At 69.0% G+C, this 17,326-nt stretch carries 13 protein-coding genes; 4 read left to right on the top strand and 9 right to left on the bottom strand.

Annotated elements, in window-relative coordinates; all coding sequences use genetic code 11:
* Positions 1–100 precede the first annotated feature (100 nt).
* Together ACG04R_RS05985 and ACG04R_RS05980 are read left to right on the top strand one after the other, a co-directional pair.
* Positions 101–1,921 (top strand): sensor histidine kinase, encoded by a 1,821-nt coding sequence (locus ACG04R_RS05985; protein ID WP_394407201.1) that lies wholly within the window; start codon positions 101–103, stop codon positions 1,919–1,921.
* Positions 1,918–3,306 carry a sigma-54-dependent transcriptional regulator gene (locus ACG04R_RS05980; protein WP_394407199.1) on the top strand — a complete coding sequence of 463 codons (1,389 nt, stop codon included), beginning with the start codon at positions 1,918–1,920 and terminating at the stop codon, positions 3,304–3,306. Before ACG04R_RS05985 ends, ACG04R_RS05980 begins: the two co-directional genes overlap by 4 nt.
* A 45-nt stretch (positions 3,307–3,351) precedes the next feature.
* On the opposite strand, the gene ACG04R_RS05975 is transcribed toward ACG04R_RS05980, so the two are convergent.
* The 8 genes from ACG04R_RS05975 to ACG04R_RS05940 all read right to left on the bottom strand — a co-directional run bounded on the left by ACG04R_RS05975 (position 3,352) and on the right by ACG04R_RS05940 (position 12,948).
* The gene (locus ACG04R_RS05975) at positions 3,352–4,497 is read right to left on the bottom strand and encodes a peroxidase, FMP-type (protein WP_394407197.1); all 1,146 of its coding nucleotides are present in this window, start codon (positions 4,495–4,497) and stop codon (positions 3,352–3,354) included.
* 102 nt (positions 4,498–4,599) lie between these two features.
* Positions 4,600–6,069 carry a flavin-dependent monooxygenase QhpG gene (gene qhpG, locus ACG04R_RS05970; RefSeq protein ID WP_394407195.1) on the bottom strand — a complete coding sequence of 490 codons (1,470 nt, stop codon included), beginning with the start codon at positions 6,067–6,069 and terminating at the stop codon, positions 4,600–4,602.
* Positions 6,062–7,435 (bottom strand): radical SAM protein, encoded by a 1,374-nt coding sequence (locus tag ACG04R_RS05965; protein WP_394407193.1) that lies wholly within the window; start codon positions 7,433–7,435, stop codon positions 6,062–6,064. The genes qhpG and ACG04R_RS05965 overlap by 8 nt, the downstream gene beginning before the upstream one ends.
* A complete protein-coding gene (locus tag ACG04R_RS05960) occupies positions 7,425–8,324 on the bottom strand; it encodes a LodA/GoxA family CTQ-dependent oxidase (RefSeq protein WP_394407191.1) in 900 nt (299 codons plus the stop codon). The genes ACG04R_RS05965 and ACG04R_RS05960 overlap by 11 nt, the downstream gene beginning before the upstream one ends.
* Positions 8,321–9,736, bottom strand: a complete 1,416-nt coding sequence (locus tag ACG04R_RS05955; RefSeq protein ID WP_394407189.1) for a hypothetical protein — start codon at positions 9,734–9,736, stop codon at positions 8,321–8,323. Before ACG04R_RS05955 ends, ACG04R_RS05960 begins: the two co-directional genes overlap by 4 nt.
* Positions 9,737–9,745: 9 nt before the next feature.
* Positions 9,746–11,263 (bottom strand): ferritin-like domain-containing protein, encoded by a 1,518-nt coding sequence (locus ACG04R_RS05950; RefSeq protein ID WP_394407187.1) that lies wholly within the window; start codon positions 11,261–11,263, stop codon positions 9,746–9,748.
* The gene (locus ACG04R_RS05945) at positions 11,229–11,795 is read right to left on the bottom strand and encodes a hypothetical protein (RefSeq protein WP_394407185.1); all 567 of its coding nucleotides are present in this window, start codon (positions 11,793–11,795) and stop codon (positions 11,229–11,231) included. The genes ACG04R_RS05950 and ACG04R_RS05945 overlap by 35 nt, the downstream gene beginning before the upstream one ends.
* A 397-nt stretch (positions 11,796–12,192) precedes the next feature.
* Positions 12,193–12,948 carry a GH12 family glycosyl hydrolase domain-containing protein gene (locus tag ACG04R_RS05940; RefSeq protein WP_394407184.1) on the bottom strand — a complete coding sequence of 252 codons (756 nt, stop codon included), beginning with the start codon at positions 12,946–12,948 and terminating at the stop codon, positions 12,193–12,195.
* A 380-nt stretch (positions 12,949–13,328) separates the two neighbouring features.
* Here ACG04R_RS05940 and ACG04R_RS05935 point away from each other — a divergent pair, with 380 nt between their 5' ends.
* Both ACG04R_RS05935 and ACG04R_RS05930 read left to right on the top strand, forming a co-directional pair.
* A complete protein-coding gene (locus tag ACG04R_RS05935) occupies positions 13,329–14,366 on the top strand; it encodes a tripartite tricarboxylate transporter substrate-binding protein (protein WP_394407182.1) in 1,038 nt (345 codons plus the stop codon).
* On the top strand, positions 14,363–16,417 hold the full coding sequence (locus ACG04R_RS05930) for a CHASE domain-containing protein (protein WP_394407181.1): 2,055 nt from the start codon (positions 14,363–14,365) through the stop codon (positions 16,415–16,417). Before ACG04R_RS05935 ends, ACG04R_RS05930 begins: the two co-directional genes overlap by 4 nt.
* Before the next feature lie 107 nt (positions 16,418–16,524).
* Here ACG04R_RS05930 and fdhD read toward each other — a convergent pair whose 3' ends face one another.
* Positions 16,525–17,292, bottom strand: a complete 768-nt coding sequence (fdhD, locus tag ACG04R_RS05925) for a formate dehydrogenase accessory sulfurtransferase FdhD (RefSeq protein WP_394407179.1) — start codon at positions 17,290–17,292, stop codon at positions 16,525–16,527.
* Positions 17,293–17,326 lie beyond the last annotated feature (34 nt).

Raw genomic sequence — 17,326 nt, 5'->3', positions numbered from 1 at the left:
CTAATGTTCATCGCGGCAGCATTCTCTGGCATGACGCGGGGCCGGTGCAGGAAACATGCCGGCCTGACGAGTAACTCCAACCCATCCCTGCATTCGAACCGTGACGCTCCGACGTGCCTTGCTGCTGGCTTTCATGTTGCTTGGCCTCGTGCCCGCTATCGCACTGTCTTGGCTGAGCTTCAGCCGCACACGCGACGTGATGAGCCAGCGCATCGCCGCGAACCTCGATGCGCAGGCCGCGGTGCTGCAGGAACAACTGGACCGCATGCTGGCCGAGCACCTGCACAACGCGCTGGCCTGGCGGCGCTCCGAGCTGATGCGGGACTTGCGCCTGGGTGACGTGGACAAGCGTGTGCTGAACGACCTGCATGCGCTGCGCGAGGGCTACCCGGGGCAGTACGACCGGCTCGAATGCATCGATGCCGGCGGTCGCATCGTGGCGAGCACGGAGGCCGCCCGCAACGGGCGCCCGGACGATGGTGCCGAGCACCGCATCGCGACCGACCTCGGGCGCGGCGCGCGGCTGTTGTCGCCCGCCGGTGGGCTGGTGAACGAGCGGCAGTCGCTGGCGCTGGAGGTCGACATCCCGCCGCCGCCGGGCGAGTCCGTGTCACCGGGGCGGCTGCGGCTGGAGCTGGCGGCTTTGCCGCTGCTGCAGAGCCTGCGCAACGCCAGCCAGGGGCAGCTGACCGTGCTGCTGTTGCGTGCACAGGGCGGCTGGGTCGCCGCTGAAGGCCTGCCTGCCGCCGCCCGCCTGGCCAGCCCGGAACTGCAGGCCGAGACCCAGGCGCTGGCCTTGCAGGCGCTGCAGACCGGCGACGGCGCGCAAGGTGAGTGGCGCTGGCTCGGCGAACCGGTCATCGCCGGCGCTGCGGCGTCGCGGCAGATGGCCGGGCTTGCGGGCGCACGCTGGGTCACGCTGCTGATCCAGCCGCGCGATGAGGCGCTGGCGCCGGTGCGTGGCATGGGCCGCATCTTCGTCGGCCTGCTGGCCGCCGTGGCGCTGGCCACCGTGCTGGCCGCCACGCTGATGACGACGGCGATTGCCCGGCCCATCCTCGCGCTGACCGAGGCCACCCGGCGCTTCCGGGGCGAGGACGGCGCCACGCCCGAGCAGCCCCGCGCGGGCATCGCGGAACTCGACGAACTCGGCCAGGCGCATGCCGACATGGTCCGTGCGGTGCAGCGCTCGCGCGATCAGCTGGTGCGCAGTGCCAAGCTCGCCATGCTGGGCGAGCTTGCCGCGGTGATGGCCCACGAAGTGCGCACGCCGCTGGGCGTGCTGCGCTCGTCGGCGCAATTGCTGGAGCGGGAGCCGGGCCTGGGCGCCGACAGCCGCGAGTTGCTGGGCCTGATGCGCAGCGAGACCGAACGGCTGAACCGGTTGGTGACGACCTTGCTGGACACGGCCCGCCCGCGCGCGCCGCGGTTCGCGCCTTGCGATGTGCATCAGGTGCTGGAACGCTGCCAGCAGTTGCAGCTGGCCCGCCAGGCCGACGCGGCGCAGATGGTCCTGGCGCCGGCCCGGCTGGAGCTGGACCTGGGGGCGCGAGCCCCGGTGTTCCAGGGCGACGAAGAGCAGTTGTTGCAGGTGGCGCTGAACCTCGTGCAGAACGCGCTGCGGGCGGCCGGTTCGGGGGGGCGCGTGCTGCTTTCCGCCCGTGATGCGCCGGACCTGCTCACGGTGGCCTGCGACGACGACGGCCCCGGCGTGCCGCCCGACATCGCTGACCGACTGTTCGACCCGTTCGTGACGCGCGGCGAGAATGGCATCGGCCTGGGGCTGGCGGTTGTTCAGCAACTCGTGCAGGCGCATGGCGGCAGCATCCGTGTGCTGCGCAGCGCCCTTGGCGGCAGCCGGTTCGAGTTCACACTGCCGCGCCGACAGATCCCGGCACCTATGCCCGACGACCCCGCATGATTCCAGCCCTGATCCTCGTGGTGGACGATGAGCCCGCAATGCGCCGCGTGCTCGAGATCGGACTGCGCCGGCTTGGGCACACCGTGCGCCTGGCCTGCAACGGCCAGGAGGCCCTGAACCTGCTGGCCGAGGACGCTTTCGACCTCGTGCTCACCGACCTGCGCATGCCGGTGCTCGACGGCCTGGGGCTGCTCAAGGCCATGGCCGACCGTGGGCTGCAGGTGCCCGCGCTCGTCATGACGGCGCAAGGGTCGGTGGACAGCGCCGTCGAGGCGATGAAGCTGGGCGCCCAGGACTACCTGCAGCGCCCGGTCGATATGGACGTGCTGGAGCTGGCCGTGCGCCGCACGTTGGCGGGCGAGCGGCTGCGCGCGGACAACCGCTACCTCAAGGAGCAGGTGCAGCCGAGCACGCAGGACTTCGTCGGGCACAGCCCCGCGATGCGCGAGGTGTTCGAGCAGATCCGTCAGGTCGGGCCGACGCGGGCTTCGGTCTTCATCACCGGCGAGACGGGATCGGGCAAGGAGGTTGCGGCCCGCGCGGTGCACCGGGCTTCGGACCGGGCCGAGCGGCTGTGCGTCGCGGTGAACTGCGCGGCGCTGCCGGCCGAGATGATCGAGGCCGAGTTGTTCGGCCACCAGAAGGGCGCCTTCACCGGTGCGATCAAGGACCGTGTCGGCCGCTTCGAGCTGGCGGATGGCGGCACGCTCTTCCTCGACGAGATCACCGAGATGCCGCTCGCGCTGCAACCCAAGCTGCTGCGGGCCCTGCAGGAGGGGTGCATCGAACGCCTGGGCAGCAGCCAGCCCGTGCCGGTGGACGTCCGCATCATCGCGGCCTGCAACCGCGATCCCCGTGAGGCCGTGCGCCAGGGCCTGTTGCGCGAGGACCTCTACTACCGGCTCAACGTCTTCCACCTGCGCATGCCGGCGCTGCGCGAGCGCCGCGAAGACATCCTGCCGCTGGCCCAGCACCTGGCGCTGCGCCAGCATCACCAGGTCGTGTTCGCGCCCGAGGTGCAGGCCCGGCTGCTGGCCTACGACTGGCCGGGCAATGTGCGCGAGCTGGACAACGTGCTGCAGCGGGCCCTGATCCTGGCCGGCCCGCCGCGGCAGGGCGTGGTGCAGGTGCTGCCGTCCCATCTGCCGGCAGACCTCGGCGGCCAGCTGGTCGCGCCGCCGGCAGCGGCGCCAGAGGTGGCCGCTGAATCCTGGGCCGGCCGGGACTCGCTGACGCTTTCGGACGCCGTGGCCGACCTGGAGGCCAGCCTCATCGCGGAGGCCTTGCGCCGTTCGGGCGACAACAAGCGGCGGGCAGCCGCGCTGCTGGGCATCAGCGAGCGGGCGCTCTGGTACAAGCTCGGCCGCACCCGCGTTGCCAGCTGACGCGGGCGACAGGCGGTTGTCGGCAGGACCGCCAGATCGAAGCGTTCAGGATTTCTTGAATGAGAAAGCCTTCGGGGCCTGAATGTTTAGACCGTCGGACGGCTTCTTGCGCAAGGTATTGATCTGGATATGCGGCCAGCGGGTGGTGCCGCCGTCGGAGCCGAACATGAATTCGAAGACGACGATCTGCCGGTACTGAAGCTGCAGGATTTCCTGCCCGTCTTCGATCACGGTTTCTATCCACATGCTGAAGTTGACTTCGGTCACGTTGGCGAAGCGCTTGACGAACGGGATGTTCAGGATGCCGCCTTGCGGTCCGCCGTCGTGCTGGCTGGACAGCTCGATCAGCGTGTATCCCGTGATCTCCTGATCCTTGATGGCATCGCGCAAGCGCAGGTCGGGCCGCACCGAATAGGGATAGTGGCTGTCGGCAACGATTCGTTGCGTATAGGTTCGATTGCCGTCGGGGTCGGTCACCGGAAGCGACTTGTCGTGTGCCCAGGCAGGCGCGGGTTCGTCGAGATTGAGCGGGTCGCTCGGAGTCGCGCCTGCCGAACCCATGCTGGGCGAGATCGAGAGAAACGGGGTCTGCCAGGCGGCAGTTCCGCTGGGGAACTGAGGCTTGCCTTGGGCAACCTGGAAGCCGCCGGTCAGCATGATCGAGCTGCCGTGGGGGATCGTGCCGCTGCGTGCGATCGAATAGGGCGGTACGAAATTGGGACCGTTCGCGCCGGCGCCGATCCCGATGCCGGGATAGCCGTTGTCTTCCAGTACCGACTGCTCGTCCGCCGGATGGTTGTACATCTGATTGCACCAGAGGTACATGCCATCCTCTCTGTGGATGCCCGCTCCGTCGCTGACGCGCTGGATGCTCTGGTTGTACAGGACCGCGCCGACGAATTGTTCGTTGGCTCCGCCGCGGTTGCGGACCCCGCCGTCCACCAGGTTGAAGGTCAACTCCTCCGTGTAGTCCTCGCACAGGAAGTGGAAGATGCCGAAGATGGTTTCAGAGTTGGTGCCGGGGGAAGGCATGCAAGTGGTGTGCAGGCCCCAGCCGGTGCTGCTGTTGTCCGGGTTGTAGTTGACCCAGGTGCCTTCAAGTTGCTTCAGCACGCCGTAGTCGGCGGGTTGCGCGAGCACCGCCGGGGTATAGGTGGGGTAGGGCGGCTGGGGCGTCGTGGGGATCGTCATTTCGAATCTCCTTGAATTGAGAATTTCACAGCTACGAAGAAACCCGGGAAGTGACAACGGGGGTGGTTGGAATGTCGTGGTCCGTGTCTTGTGGACGAGCACTCAGGCGGCGCGGACCATGACGCCACTGCGCCGCAGCCAGGCCACCATCGCGCCGGCGGCCTCGGGGCGCATCGTCCGGGCCAGCGCGTCATGCAGCTCGCCCAGCGTTTGTTCGCGGCGCAGCAGACCCCAGTGCGAGGCAATGGCCTGATCGGCCACGAACGCCACGGCCCGAGGCAAGTGGGGGTGGGTGAGGGCCGGCGCGGTGCGTACGAGGTCCTGCACGACGCAGAGCTGCGGCACCAGCTGGCATGCCGCATCCAGCCGTATGCGTGCGTTGGCCGGCCATTGATCCGGGCCTGCAGGCGGTGGTTCGGCGGACGGGGCCTCGGCCAGGCTCGAGAAGAAATCGGCCGTGGGCTCGCCAATGGCAGAGGCGGTGGGTGTGGTGCGTTGGATCGGTGGCGTCGACCTGGCGCGCCAGAAGTCGCCGGCCGCACTCCATGCGCTCGCATAGTGAGCTGCGCACCACCGCACATGACGGGCGCAGGTCTGGTTCAGCTGCTGGGAAAAGTATTGCTGCGCCAAGCTGCGTCCGGCGTCGTCGGTCGAGGTCGACCAGGTGTGCCAGGCCACGGCGGTCTGCAGGGAAAACCGCATGGCCTTCTCTACGCCGGACCCTGAGACGGGGTCGAGCGCAAATGCCGCGTCGCCGATCTTGACCCGTCCAGGCCGCCACGCCGCGGTATCGAGGTAGGGCGCCGCGGAGCAGATGCGCAGCGGCTGCGCGGGCGCCAGGTCGGCCAGTGCCGGCAGGCTCCGACTCGAGGCCAGTGCACGTCGCCATGAGGAATCCAGGCCGCCGCCAATCGCGTGAGGGTCTGCAAGCACCATGACGCGCAGCCGGCCACTCGGCAACACAGAAGCCCATAACCAGGCGTCCGCCAGGGCTTCCACCCTCGTTGCGGCGAGGCAGTCAGGGGCGACCTGGGCGGCATCGAACTCGGCCCACAGTGCGGCCAAGTTGGGGGCGCAGGCCCATCGTGTTATCGCCGTGCCGTGACGTCCGGTGGCTTCGAAGAGCCAGCGGGCCCTCAAATGACTCGCCGTACCCGTCGCAGTCTCCACGACCTGGACACGCCACGCTTCGGGCCTGCCTTCGATGGCTTGCACCCGCGCGGGTTGCCACAGCCGCGCGCCGCGGGACGACGCCAACGCCAGCAGGCGAGCGTCGAACTCCGCTCGCGCGACCACGGCAGTGTCGGACTGCGCCGCTGGCTGGAGGGCGTCGTGTTCCCAACGCAGCACGCTGGGCCGACCCGCGATGTGGGGCAAGCCGGCCAGCGCATCGTCGGCTTGCAGCAGCTCCAGGATGTTTCGAATCCCGGGTGTGAGCGCCTCGCCGATTTGAGAACGCGGAAAGCGCGCACGTTCCACCAGCCCCACGCGGTAGCCGAGCTGGAGCAATCGCAACGCAGCGCAGGTGCCTGCGGGGCCCGCGCCGATGATCAGGCAGTCCAGCTCAGTCATGCGGCCCCGCGTACCACTGGGGGGCGGCCTGCGCCAGGCGGCGATGGGCGCCCAGGGTGTAGTGCAGCCAGCCGCGGATGTAGTCGCAGGCGCCGCGTCCGCGCGCGATCACCTCGTGATGGCAGCCGCCGCCGCACAGGTAGCGCGCCCAGCAATCGCTGCACGGGGACTGGCGGTGCACGTGGCGCTCGGCCAGCCATTGAACCTGGCGCGGCCGGTCCACGCCGCTGGCGAGGTCGCCTATCGCGCCGGCCTCGTCGCCCACGAAGCGGTGGCAGGCGCTCAACTGTCCTTCGGCCGAGACGCCGAAGTAGCCTGCGCCCGCGCCGCAGGGATAGGGCCGATGACTGCCGCGCTGCAACTCCTTGAGCGCGTTCACCATGTTCATGAAGGGGTAGCGGCGGCCTTCGATGACCGCCTGCTCGAAGGCCTGCCCGCAGGCGATCATGGCTTGGAGCATCTCGGCCAATTCGTCCTGGCCCATCTCGGCGCGGCCGTTGGCCGCCCGCAGCAGCGGCGAGAAGCCGACGCTGTGGAAGCCCATCGCGATGAAGCGATCCAGGATGCGCGGCAGGTCGAGGTTGAAGGGCGTCACCGTGACCCGGCAGGACACCTGCATCCGGCGCTGTTGCAGCAGCAGCGGCTGCAGGCGCTCGACGATCTGCTCGAACGAGCCCTTGCCGCCCTTGAACGCGCGCAGGCGGTCGTGCTGCTCGGGCGCGCCGTCGAGGCTGACGGTGACGGCAAAGCCATGAGCCTCGAAGAACTCGGCATCCGCCTCGGTGAGCAGCGTGCCGTTGGTGGTCAGCGAGAAGCGGCAGTCCACGCCGCGCGCCGCCGCGCGTTCGGCGGCGTAGCGGGTGGTGCTCTGCAACACCGCGCGGTTGGCCAGGGGCTCGCCGCCCATGAAGGCCAGGTTCACCTTGCCGCCGGGTGTCGCCTGGTCGAGCAGCCAGTCCACCGACTGCCGGGCGACGGCCTCCTCCATGTTCCTGGCCTTGCCGCCGAATTCGCCCTGGCCCGCGTAGCAGTAGGTGCAGCCCAGGTTGCACTTCTGCGCCACGGCGAGCGACAGCGCGTGCGCCGGCGGCGCGGCCAGGGGCACGTCGTCGATGTAGGGCTCGGCCTGGAGATCGTGGGCCTGCAGCAGCCGGGTCAGGCCACCGGCGTCGGCCGCCTCGAACACGGCGCGGAAGTCGCTCGCGAGCGGCGGCGGCACCTGGTAGAGGCGGCTGCCGTTGACGACGAGCAGCTGCGCGCCCCACTCGCCTTCGATCCAGTGGGCGTCGCGCAGTCGGGGGCGGGAGGACAGCGCGGCCAGGCGCGCTGCAGCCACCGCGTTGGCCGCCACAGGCTCAGGATTCATCGGCATCCTTGCCCCGGATGATGAAGCGCAGGTGCTGTTGCCAGGCGACGAACAAGTCGTCGTAGGACCACAGGCGCGAATCGACGCGGTTGTCGGGGATGTAGGTGCCCGTGCGCTTCTTGGTGAACCACATGTCGCCATGGCTCAGGCCGTCCGCGCCGGCTTCGACGTTGACGTAGTCCGGCCGGCTCGCGGCCCAGTAGTAGCAGGCGCATTCGCGGTAGTCGTTCTGCCAGGGCGCGCACAGGCCCTGGGTGAGCTCGCCGGGCTGCAATACGCCTGCCGCTACCTCGGCCGTGCCCGGCTTGAAGACCTGGCGCAGCCTGAGGGAGCGGGTGAGGGTCTTGATCGGTGCACCGGTGTAGAGATCCTGCGTGTCGGCGAACACCTCGGTGCCGTCCAGCGGCGGCGAGGTGGTCGAGTAGGCGGAGAACACGCATTCGATGAGCTGCCCCTGGTAGGCCATGACGCGCGCGAAGGAGTTGGACCACTCCATGAACGACACGCCGTTCGGATTGGCCGCGGTCTTCAGCGTCTGCGACGGGGCCTGCTGGGCGGTCGAGTCCGAGCTGGGATAGATCGGGCCGCTGGTCAGGACGCCGGTGGGCAGGACCTCGCCGGTCACCGGGTCCTTGATGCTCAGCAGGCGGCGCCCCAACAGGTCGGCGCAGTCCTGCGACTCGACACCCACCACGAGGTTGTTGTTCTCCACCAGGACGATGCCTTCGAAGGCGCGTCGCCACAGGTTGCGGAAGTCGAACTCCAGGCCGGGGAAGCAGTTGGAGATCGCGCTGCGTGGCAACACCGAGGCCGGGTTGCCGGCGCCGCGGTAGTGCAGTTGCGCGGTCAGGTTGTCCGCGGCGATGGTGACTTTGGGTGATGTGCTCATGATTTCCCCTGGTGGGCCGCGGCCAGCTCGTTCAGCGCGCGCTGCGCGGCCTTGGTGACCATGTCGATGTGGCGCCGGGTCAGCGTCAGGCTGCGCCCGTCGGCGCCGCGCATCAGGGCGGGCATCTTGCGCAGCGTGGCGGAGCTCAGGTCGCCGATTTCCTCGGGCTGGCGCAAGGCCTGGGCGAACCACGGCAGGCCACGGGCCGCCAGGCCGGCGAACACCCGCTCGTGCAGGGCGCGCAGCGCGAGGTTGTCGGCCAGGGACGCCGCCGCGATGGGCTCGTACAGGCGCTCGAAGTCGGCGCTGTTCTGGCGCACCATCGTGGAGGCCGTGTTCAAGCGGCCGTTGACCGGATTGCCGTTCATCACCGCCGTGTTCATCAGGCGCACGGTTTCGAGGGCGCGGAACACCAGTTCGGCCGCGTCGTCGAGGGAGATCGAGCCCTCGTCCACACTGGCGCCGAACAGGATCTGCTCGACCTCGTCGGAAACGACGCGCACCGGCAGCGTGTCGGGCGCATAGGCCGGCGGCCCGGCGCCGATGACGGCCTGGGCGGTCAACACCTGCGCGCCGATCCTGAGCTTCACGGTGACGGTGCCGTCGCACTCATCGTCGAGGTAGCCCCAGCTCACGTGATAGCTGTTGCCGTCGGCATCCGTGGGTGTGTCCCAGCCCGCGTAGATGCTGCCGGGATTGGTTTCGCCGGGGGCGCCGGTGTCGAAGTAGCCCTGCCATTTGCCCCGCGTCGTGTCGTACAGGACCTGCGCGGCGGTCTTGATCACCGGGTCGGCCTCGAACTGGTCGGGCCCCGTCTGGCGCTTCAGCGCCGAGCCGTAGACATGCCCGCCGGCGGGTGTGAAGCGCAGGCGGATCTGGGGAAACGCCGCCGTGGGTCGGATGAACTGGACCTGCCCCAGCGGCAGCTGTTTGCCCGGCAGGAAGTGCTCGCAACGGCCCTCCAGAGGGTGCACCGCGTGGTCGCGCAGGTCGCTCACCGTCGCCTCGATCTTGTCCTGGGCATTGCCGGTGCGGCGGAACACCTTGATGTTGCCCACGGCGACGTCCCAGCTCAGGTCCGCGATGGCCAGCCCTTCCGCGGCCAGCAGGTCGAGCGTGAGGGGGACGAGTTCGTCCGGTGCGCTGCTCAGCCGGGCGAACACTTCGAGGAACGGTGCCAGGGGGCGCACCAGGTGGTTCGCATCTCGAAAGCGGACCTTCTCGGGCGTGTAGGTCGCGACGATTTCACCGCTGGCGGAGTCGACCTTGAACGACGGGCAGGGGACGATGCGGCGGTAGTCCAGCGGCCGCTCCGGGTCGCGCATCAGCTCGAACGCCTCCAGCGGCTCGGCGGCAGCGCCCAGTCGGCCGATGGCCACAGGCGGGAGGATGCGGAGTTCCAGAATGGGCATGAAGGTCTCCTAGATCAACGCGGGATCGACCGAACCGGACAGGATCGTCGTGGCGAGCTGGACCAGCTTCTCGTCGGCCTCGCGCAGGGCGAACAGATAGGGTTTGCGGGAGTCGGCACAGATCGCCAGCAGGCTGTCGATCAGGGTTCGGGAGGCCTGCAGCCGGTCCAGGTGACCCCGCCACCGGTCACGCTCGGAGTTGGGGCTGTTCAAGGTGTAGGGCGTCTGGAAGGGCGGGCCGGCGAGACCGTCTGCCGGGTTGTCGGACGCTGGCGAACTCATCAACACCTCGGCCAGGGCGCGCAGGTTGTACATCTCGCCGAAGGCCGCATTGATGATGGTGCCGCGCGGGGTCATTCGGCCCGCTGACCGCAGCCCGCCGTACAGGATGAAGCTGTGGCTCAGGAAGTCCAGCAGCATCCGGTAGCGCACGTTCTGCAGATGCGCCCACAGCCTGGACTCCGGATGCGTGATCGGCGTGGTGGGGGTGTCGCCCTGTTCCGGCAGGGCGGCGGTGTCCAGCGTCACATAGGGGTTGATGGCGACGGCGCGCGCGGGTGCCCAGCCGGCGCGATGGCTGCAGCGCTTCAGGCGCTCCTCGCGATAGGCGCTGCGCCAGGTGGTGGCGCCCATGTCGGCAGGCTTGGCCGCGTCCCATTGCTCGGGCGTGATGGTGCGGCCCTCGAGCGCGGCGAGCATCTCCACGTAGATCGCCAGGAAGCGCACGAAGTGCGAGGGCTGGTCGCCCGAGGTCGCCTCGCCTTGGGTGGCGACCGCGGTGAGCGCCGCTGCCGCGTCGTCTCGCGAGGCCAGCGGCACCACCAGCACGTCGGGCGTGTTGGGGATGCCGCTGCGGGTGAGATTGCCGCGCTGGCCGCCCTGATAGCCACGGCCCCACTCCGCCCAGTCGGCCTGGCAGGGCCAGGTGTTGGCGTCGAAGATCTCGTCGGGCAGGACGTGCTGGTTCTGGATCAGCGGGATCAGCACACCGAACAGTTCGGCCACCTTGTGCGGGTTGTCCGCCTGGGCCGCCACGCGGGCGCGGATCTCGTCGCCCAGCGCGCCGCCATGCCAGTTCTCGGGCGACTCGGTGAACACGTACTTGGCCAGCGAGTCCAGCGAGAGCGGCTCGAGCATGAAGGGGAAGGGGTAGAAGGGCGTGTCCCAGGGGTAGTCGTCACGCTCGAGATGCAGGGGCGCGCCGATGAGGCGCAGCACGTTCTGCACGGACATCAGATGACCCATCTCCTCCTTCGCGATGCCGAGGATCACCTCCTGCCATTCGCGCACCAGCTCGCGGTATTCGGGCGGTACCTGCGGCCCGCCCATGGAGTAGGCGCCGTACAGGTACTGCACCATCAGGCAATGCTCGATCTCGGCGTCGATGCTGAGCAGGTAGGCGACGTAGTCCCGAGGGGAGAACTCGGGTGGGATCGACGGGTGCGCTGTCGCTTCGACGGCGGCGGCAAAGCCAGCACGGCGCTGCCTTCCCTCACCCAAGTGGCGCAGGACTTGTTGACGACGCATGGCATCTCCTTGTGGCAGAGAGTGAATTCAGGCCGGACGATGAACGGACAAATGAGGGGGCACTTGCGTTTGCCATCCGCGACCTGATAGGAAGAAGCCGCTCGGCCCGCTCTTCGCGGCATGGCAGGCGTTCTCGAGCCATGACATGACGATGAAGACGCTGGCGCTCGTCCGGCGATGGTGCGCGTGAATTGGCGAGGGCGCTGTGCGCCGGCAGTTGGATGCACGGGGCGGCGATGCCGGGATCGAAGGCGATGCGGTCCGCGGCTGCCTGCAAGGCTTGGGCCTGGCTGCTTGGCAGGGAGATTCTGCAAAGCGTCTTCGACGCCTTGATGGCCGGGACACAGGAGCCGATGGCCCGGCTTCGCTTCACATTGGCGGCGGCGCCTGCGATGGTGAAGCCCGGGAGGCGTTCCAGTGCCTGGATGGAGCGTTCCACGCCGTCACCGTAAGGCTGGAATGCCTCCGGCACTGCTGTCTGCTTGAGCCGCGCGGGCAGGTGATCCGCCACCATGAAAGTGACAGCCGCCATGCTGACCTCTCCATGCCCCGCGAAACACAGCATCGGCGGTGGCCATGTTCGCTGGCCCTTCTCGCCTCCCTACCCAACGGTACTAGGGAACCTCCGCCGGAGGTGGGTGGGTTTCCACTGAATCGGGAGTAAAGGTGTGGGATGGCATCCTCAAGGCGATCGTTGGGCACAACCGCCTGGAAGCCGCGTGGCGCTCGTCCCGAGGCGTCGGCGGTATTGGCCGTCATGGCTGATGCAGTGTTCCCGTCAGGGCGGTTTTTTGAAGTGCGCCGCCCGGAACGAGAGGTCCGGTGTCGATGGCCGAATGGACTTCGGCAACGATCCGGATGCCTCCGGCTCAGGAACGCGAAAAGCCCGTCTCTCGCAGGGAGACGGGCCCGCGTCTTCGGGTGCGCTGCTACTTCGCCGTGACGGAGAAGGCCTTCGTCACGAAGTTCATGCCGCCCGACGACGAGGTGATCTCGTAGCCGAACTGCACGTCACCCACCACGAGGTCGCTCATCCAGCCCAGGTTCTTGAGGTATTTGAGGATGGCGAGCACGTCGACCGTCGTGTTGTTCGTCTTGGACGTGCGCAGGAACGAATAGACCATGTTGCTGCCGTTGTTGCCGCGGTAGACGTTCCAGGTCGAGCCCCCCACCGACACGCCGGTGTAGACGGGGATCGCGCAGCCCGCCGAGGTCCAGTTGTAGGAAATCGGCTTGACGTTGCCGCAGCCGGCCGCCGTACCGGTGTAGTTCAGCCACAGCATGATCTCGTGGGCGTTGTTGCCCACCCAGATGTCGTAGGTCGATTCCCAGGCGCCGCCCGATGGCGAGGTGACGGAGACCGTCGACGACAGCGTGGACAGCGCGCTGATCGTCTTGTTGACCGTGTACGTGACGTGCGGATAGGACTTGATGCCGCCGGTGTTGGGCTGGTCGGACCAGACGCCCCAATCGCTGTTCGTGTTGGCCCAGATCGTCTGCGCGCCGGCGGCGACGCCGCTGCACGGCGACCAGACGTCGTTGTTGAAGCCGTAGCTGCCGTAGGTCCAGGTCGCGAACAGGTTGGTGGCCGAACAGGACGTCGTGGCGGGCGAGGTGGCGGTCCATGTGGCTGCCCGGGCATCGTGGCTGGCCAGGGTCAGCGCGACGACGGCGCATGCGCTCAAGGCTTGGTGCAGTGTTTTCACAGGTCTTGTCTCCGGATTTTGTTGAGTCTGGTGGAGGGGGTTCTGGCTCACCCGTGACGGTGATGGGTCACAGCACCGTCATACAGGCAAATTAATTCGAGCGCCGAACAATTTGTTCGACCATCGGGCTTACCCGGCCTCCAGGACTTCGCCCTGGTGATGAAACCGTCGGGGGGTCAAGCTGCGGTGGAAGGGGGTAACGGTTCGACGTGTCTGCGATCCCCCTCCGGCAGCCATCTCCTAACCTCGTGATGAATTGACCAAATCGGCGTGGATTTATCAATTAAGAGCCAGTCTCGGTTATTTATGATCGACAAATGGCGTCTGCAAGTCGAATCCGAGCGGGGCGAATAGCGCTCATGCAGCTCACGCTGGCTGCTGTCTCGGCGGTCGGTGGGACGGCGCTCGCGCGATTTCAGCCCGACGTGGCCCAACCCGCGGTGGCGCAGGCTGCACCCGGGCAGCCCGCGTCACCCGCCGGTGGCAGCACCCCCGCGACCGCGCACACGAGGCTCTACCTGCCCTTCGGCGCGGGCGGCGAAGCGGACGGCTCGGCGCGCAACTTCATCGCCGCCGCGGCGCGGGCCTCGGCAGGCCTGTCCTTCGAGACCGTCTACCTGACAGCCGAATCCGGCGCCGTCGCCAGCCGTGCCGTGCGTGCCGCGTCGGCCGATGGCGGCGCGCTGCTGCTTGGGCGCGTCGGCAGCATCGCCATCCTGCCGGCGTTGTCGCGGCACTCGGCCGTGCCGTCGTCCGAGTTCACGGCGCTGGCTGTGCTGGACCAGTCGCCGCTCATCTGTGCCGTTCGCGCGGGCTCGGCGATCCAGTCGATGGGCCAACTTCAAGCCGCCATTGCCGCGGCGCCCGGGCGGCTGCGCTACGGCACCGCGGGTGCCGGCTCGCTGCAGAACCTGGCGGTGCGCTACCTGCTGTCGCTGAGCGGCCTGCCCGGCGATGCCGCGCGGCCGGTTCATTTCTCCCAGGGCACGCAAGTCACACAGGCGTTGCTGGATGGCGAGGTGGACTTCAGCTGCAACAACGCGCGCAGCATCGTGCCGCAGGTGCGGTCCGGCGCGCTGCGCGGGCTGATGACGACGGCGCAGGGCCGGTTGCGGGCGCTGCCGCGACTGCACAACGCGGCCGAGCTGGGCCTGCGCGACATGCAGCAGCTGCAGGGCTGGTCGGCGCTGCTGGGGCCACCGGGCATGCCGCCCGCCGTCGTGGCGCGCTGGCGCACCTTGCTGGATCAGGTCGCCCAGGATGCCGAGTGGCAGGCCGGCACGGAGGCGTTGCACGCCGTGCCGCGCATCCGCGCCGTCCCCGACCCCGCCCAGTTCCTGCGACAGCAGGCGCAGTTCTATGAGCGCCTCGTCACGTTGCTGGGAGCCCAGCCATGATGCCGCGCGGACCGGGGCGGCTGTGGTCGCTGGTGACGGACGCAGCCCTTGTGGCGGTGCTCGTCACGCTGGGCCTGGTGGGCAGCGTCGTTGCCTACCGCTCGCTGGCGCAGAAGGCGGCGGCCCAGCAGCGCGAGCTGCTGACGGCGATGGGCCAGAGCGTCGTCGGCGCCTTCGACCTGCAACTGGTGCGAGCTGTCGAGTCACTGCAGGTCAGCGGCCAGATGTTCTCCGCCCAGGGGGCGCCCACGCGCGAGCAGTTCGCGCGCTACGGCGCGAGTCTGATCGGCGAGTCGTCGACGATGACGCTGCTGGAGTGGCAGCCGGTCGTGCCGCACGCGCGGCTGGCCGAGTTCGAGCGCCGCGCCGCGCTGGAGCAGCCGGGCTATCGCGTCGTCGAGCCGGCGCCGGAGTACCAGGGCGATGGCTTCGTGGCCGTCAAACCGCGCGACGAGCATGTGCCCGTGCTCTATTCCTGGCCCGAGACCGGTGCGGCGCTGGGCGTGGACATGGCCTTCGACCCGCGCCGCATGCGCTCCAAGCTGCTGGCACGCGATGCCGGCTCGCCGGTCGCATCCGAGACCTTCGGGCTGATCCGGCGTGGCCAGGCGGGGCCGGCGGCCAACGGCTTCGCCGTGTCGGCGCCGGTCTACCGCACGGCCCGGCCGGCTGGCGTGGACGCACGGCGCGCTGAACTGGTCGGCTATGTCGCCGGCGTCATCGAAGTGCCCGAGCTGATGCGCGAGGCCGCGTTGCGCGCCGATGCCAACGAGCTGGATCTGTTTGTCTTCGACCAGGACGGCCAGCACCGGCTCATCTACTCGTCGGCCGGCAGCGAGCCCTTCCAGGCCGATGCAGCCGACACCGTGCTCAGCGTGGACGTCGGCGGCCGGCCCTGGCAACTGGTGCTGCGTCCGCGCCCGGGTTTCGTAGGCGCCGGCCAGGACGACGCGCCGCTGCTGGCGCTTGCCGGCGGCGGCCTGGCGACGCTGGTGGTCGCGCTGGCCGTGGTGCGCAGCCTCGTCATCCGCCGCCGCCTGGAGCGGACGGAAGCCGTGCTGGCCGAGGACCGCGAGCACCTGACCAACGTGCTGGCCGGCACCGCCGCCGGCACCTGGGACTGGCGTATCGACACGGGGCAGCTCGTTGTCAACGAGCGCTGGGCGCAGATGCTGGGCCGCACGTTGGCCGAGCTGGAACCCTTCAACGTCACGACGTGGGAGCGCCTGTGCCACGCTGGTGACCTCATCGAGGCGAACAACGCGCTCAAGCGCCACCTCAAGGGCGATGAGGACCGCTTCACGGCCGAGTTCCGCATGCGCCATGCCGATGGACACTGGGTATGGGTCCAGAGCACCGGCCGTGTCTTCGAACGGGATGCCGAAGGCAAGCCGCTGCGCCTGGCCGGCACGCACATGGACATCACACGCCGCAAGGCCGACGAGCAGCGCCTGCACGACGACGCCCGGGCGCTGGAGGCCGCCAACCGCCAGTTGCGTGACCTAGCCATCCATGACGCACTGACCGGCGCCTTCAACCGCCGCCACTTCAACGACGTCTGCCTGGCCGCGCTCGCCGGCGCGCAGCGCGGCCAGGCGGTGGCGCTGTGCATGCTGGACGTGGATTTCTTCAAGGCCTACAACGACCAGTACGGCCACCAGGCGGGCGATGCTGTCCTCAAGGTGCTGGCGTTGACGCTGAAGTCGGGCCTCAAGCGGTCGACGGATGCGGTGTTCCGCCTGGGCGGCGAGGAGTTCGGTGTCATCTTCTCCGCGGGTTCGGCAGAGACGGCGCGGCAATTCGTGGACCAGCTTGGCGCGGCGCTGCACGCGCTGGCGTTGCCGCACTCGCAGAGTCCGATGAAGATCGTCACGGCCAGCTTCGGACTGGCCTGGTGGGCTGCGCCGACATCGCGGCTGACGCCCGAGGCCATGTATGCCGCGGCCGACGCAGCACTCTACGAGGCCAAGCGCAACGGTCGCGACCGGACCGTCATGCGCAGCTTCGAGGCCGGTGAGGGCGAGTCAGCGTCGCTGGCGATGGTGCGCTGATCCAGCGCCCGGTCCGGGGACTCCCGCGTTCATCCTGGTGGCCGCAGCCTGCGCGGGAGGCGCCTGCTGCTTCAGCTTTCCCGCCGGCCGGGGCAGATCGGCAAGCCCTACGCGTACCTTGTCGCGCGGCCTTCGCGAACGAAGGCCCAGAGCTGCACACCCAGCTCGCCCGCCGTCGCGATGGCCAGGCTGCTGGGCGCCGACATGCAGGCCAGCAAGCCTGCGCCGGCCATGGCAGTCTTGTGGACCAGCTCGAAGCTGGCGCGGCTGGACATCAGCACGAAGCCGCCTCGGACGTCCGCATCCTGGCGGGTGAGGGCGCCGATGAGCTTGTCCAGGGCGTTATGACGGCCGACGTCCTCACGCGCCAGCACCAATTTGCCGTCGGGCCGGCACCAGGCCGCGCCGTGCAGGCCGCCGCAGCGGGCGTTCAGGATCTGCGCGGTGGGGAGTACAGACAGTGCATGGTCCAGCGCCCCGCGTTCCAGCATCACCGGCGGCGCCTCGATGGCTGCAGGCCGGCGGCTACCGAGCTGGGCCAGGCTCTCGACGCCACACAGCCCGCAGCCGGTGCGGCCGGCCAGCGTGCGGCGGCGCGTCTTCAGCCGCTGCTCGCAGGCGGCCGTCACGGTCAGCGCCAACTCGATGCCGTCGGCCTGCGGCGTGGCCTCGACGTCCAGCAGTTCGTGTCGCGTCATGAACCAGCCCTCGCCGATGCCGAAGCCGAGGGCGAAGTCCTCCAGATCGGCCGGCGTGGCCAGCATGACGGCCTGCGAAATGCCGTTCACGGTCAGCGCGACGGGTACTTCGACGGCCACTTCTTCGTCGCGGTCGGCGCCATGCGGGCGCAGGCTGAGCAGGGGCGGGAAATCCATGGCCGCCATGATAGGAGGCCACTCGATGGCCCCG

Origin of the sequence: Pelomonas candidula (assembly GCF_043555985.1) — a bacterium.
GTDB lineage: Bacteria > Pseudomonadota > Gammaproteobacteria > Burkholderiales > Burkholderiaceae_C > Pelomonas > Pelomonas candidula.
This window is presented reverse-complemented; position numbering and strand designations above follow the sequence as displayed.

What these genes read in the sequence shown, in the direction of transcription:
- ACG04R_RS05980 (WP_394407199.1), top strand. Translation starts at nt 1,918, where the DNA reads ATGATTCCAGCCCTGATCCTCGTGGTGGACGATGAGCCCGCAATGCGC.
- ACG04R_RS05975 (WP_394407197.1), bottom strand. Translation starts at nt 4,497, where the DNA reads ATGACGATCCCCACGACGCCCCAGCCGCCCTACCCCACCTATACCCCG.
- qhpG (WP_394407195.1), bottom strand. Translation starts at nt 6,069, where the DNA reads ATGACTGAGCTGGACTGCCTGATCATCGGCGCGGGCCCCGCAGGCACC.
- ACG04R_RS05965 (WP_394407193.1), bottom strand. Translation starts at nt 7,435, where the DNA reads ATGAATCCTGAGCCTGTGGCGGCCAACGCGGTGGCTGCAGCGCGCCTG.
- ACG04R_RS05960 (WP_394407191.1), bottom strand. Translation starts at nt 8,324, where the DNA reads ATGAGCACATCACCCAAAGTCACCATCGCCGCGGACAACCTGACCGCG.
- ACG04R_RS05955 (WP_394407189.1), bottom strand. Translation starts at nt 9,736, where the DNA reads ATGCCCATTCTGGAACTCCGCATCCTCCCGCCTGTGGCCATCGGCCGA.
- ACG04R_RS05950 (WP_394407187.1), bottom strand. Translation starts at nt 11,263, where the DNA reads ATGCGTCGTCAACAAGTCCTGCGCCACTTGGGTGAGGGAAGGCAGCGC.
- ACG04R_RS05945 (WP_394407185.1), bottom strand. Translation starts at nt 11,795, where the DNA reads ATGGCGGCTGTCACTTTCATGGTGGCGGATCACCTGCCCGCGCGGCTC.
- ACG04R_RS05935 (WP_394407182.1), top strand. Translation starts at nt 13,329, where the DNA reads ATGCAGCTCACGCTGGCTGCTGTCTCGGCGGTCGGTGGGACGGCGCTC.
- ACG04R_RS05930 (WP_394407181.1), top strand. Translation starts at nt 14,363, where the DNA reads ATGATGCCGCGCGGACCGGGGCGGCTGTGGTCGCTGGTGACGGACGCA.
- fdhD (WP_394407179.1), bottom strand. Translation starts at nt 17,292, where the DNA reads ATGGATTTCCCGCCCCTGCTCAGCCTGCGCCCGCATGGCGCCGACCGC.